Origin of the sequence: Saccharopolyspora oryzae, from assembly GCF_027853915.1 — a bacterium.
Lineage (GTDB): Bacteria > Actinomycetota > Actinomycetes > Mycobacteriales > Pseudonocardiaceae > Saccharopolyspora > Saccharopolyspora oryzae.
The window spans coordinates 1-1,491 of the sequence record NZ_JAQGLA010000189.1 but is presented as its reverse complement, the minus strand read 5'-3'; the positions used below and the strand labels follow the sequence as shown (position 1 = coordinate 1,491).

Genomic DNA, 1,491 nt, shown 5'->3' with positions numbered 1-1,491 from the left:
GGTGCACCGCGTCAAGGTGAGCGTCAAGAACGGACTGAGGCAGCCAACGCCGGTGTGCGGGCAGCCCGTCAGTCGCTACCCTCTGTTCGACTGCGAGGCAGTTGACCTCCGGGCCGACTGCCGGAGATGTCGCGAGCTATGCGGTACACCTGACCCGTGTTCGGGCGTGGAGTTCCCCGAAGGCGACGATGGCCAGCTCGCCCTGTTCGACATCCGGCAGGCTTGATCATCTCCACACTTTATCCACACGAAACAGCGGCAAACGACGTCAAATGCTCGTGCCCAACAGCATGTGCGATTGCGAAAGCTGCTGGCCATGACAGGCAATGGCAACTGACCGTGGATCATTCCCACTATCCGTCAGGTCGTGGGTTCAAGTCCCACCTGCCCCACAAGGCGGCGAGGACCGCTCGCCGCCTTTCACGGCTCCGCCGCTGCCCGCGAGGACCGAGCTCCAGCAGGCCTCGCGGTGCGGTGGTCGTTTTTCTTCGGGAGCGTTCCCGGTCCGCTCGACGACTGCGAAAAAAGTAGTTGAAAATGCGCGGATCGGTCAGGAGCACATTTTCTTGGTCATCTCCACGTTTTTCTGACACGAAATGGCATCGAATTTCGGGTCGGAGCTGTTCAACGACGAGCCCATGACGTTAGACGTGGATGGGCAAGTGTTCCCGGCGTCCACGCCAGCGCGATCAGCACCGCGGCGGCGAGGGTGACCGCACCGACGACGACCGGGTCGTACGTTCCGCTGTCGGCCGAGATCGAGTAGCAGACGTTGATCGTGGCGTGGAACAGCACGGCGACGAACGTGCTGCGACCGGTGTTGTTGTGGAGCCAGACGATGATGACCCGCGCGGCGACGGTGAACACCGACTGGCCGAGCACCCAGACCAGTCCGTGCAGCTGGAGGTAGGGCACGACGTGCCAAGCCGCCCACACCACGCCGATGGTCACGCCACCGCCGAGGGCGCCCCACCGCTGTTGAACGGGATCGGTGGCGTAGGCCGTCCAACCGGCTTCCTCGGCGCATGCCGCCACGACGTAGAGGGCGAAGTAGATCAGCACCGAGGTGAGCGGAATCTGGGGGAGCTGCTGTCCCATCATGCCGTACGAGACCAGCGTGATCGCTGGCATCAGGAGCAGCGTCGGTAGGTACCAGCGGAGGGGGATCTTCGACGCGTCGAAGATCCCGCGCAGGAATCTCAGCACGCGTCCGCCGGACAGGCCGATCAGCAGGACCGCCCCCACGCCGGGGACGACGACCTGCAACGCGCTGAGCGGCAGGTTCGCGGGCAACCGGACGTCGGAGAACTCGCCGAGCAGCCAGAACGGCACTCCTAGCGCGAAGACCAATCCGAAGAACAACAGCGGTGACCGCTTCACCCACGCCCCCAGAACCTCACGCGACGCAACGATCTTCCAGCCGCGAGACCCCGGCCGCATCGGGGGAAAACCCGGAACCGTTCCGGTACGTGGGCAGGGGTCGTGGGTGGG

2 protein-coding genes are annotated in these 1,491 nt (G+C 64.5%); one reads left to right on the top strand and one right to left on the bottom strand.

All coding sequences use genetic code 11. The annotated features are described in order from the left end of the window. The coding region (locus OU415_RS38165; protein ID WP_270954683.1) for a hypothetical protein at positions 1 to 226 on the top strand (226 nt) is incomplete at its 5' end. A 398-nt stretch (positions 227 to 624) separates the two neighbouring features. Here OU415_RS38165 and OU415_RS38160 read toward each other — a convergent pair. Next, positions 625 to 1,380, bottom strand: coding sequence for a CPBP family glutamic-type intramembrane protease (locus tag OU415_RS38160; RefSeq protein WP_270954681.1), 756 nt, complete (start codon positions 1,378 to 1,380; stop codon positions 625 to 627). Positions 1,381 to 1,491: the final 111 nt, after the last annotated feature.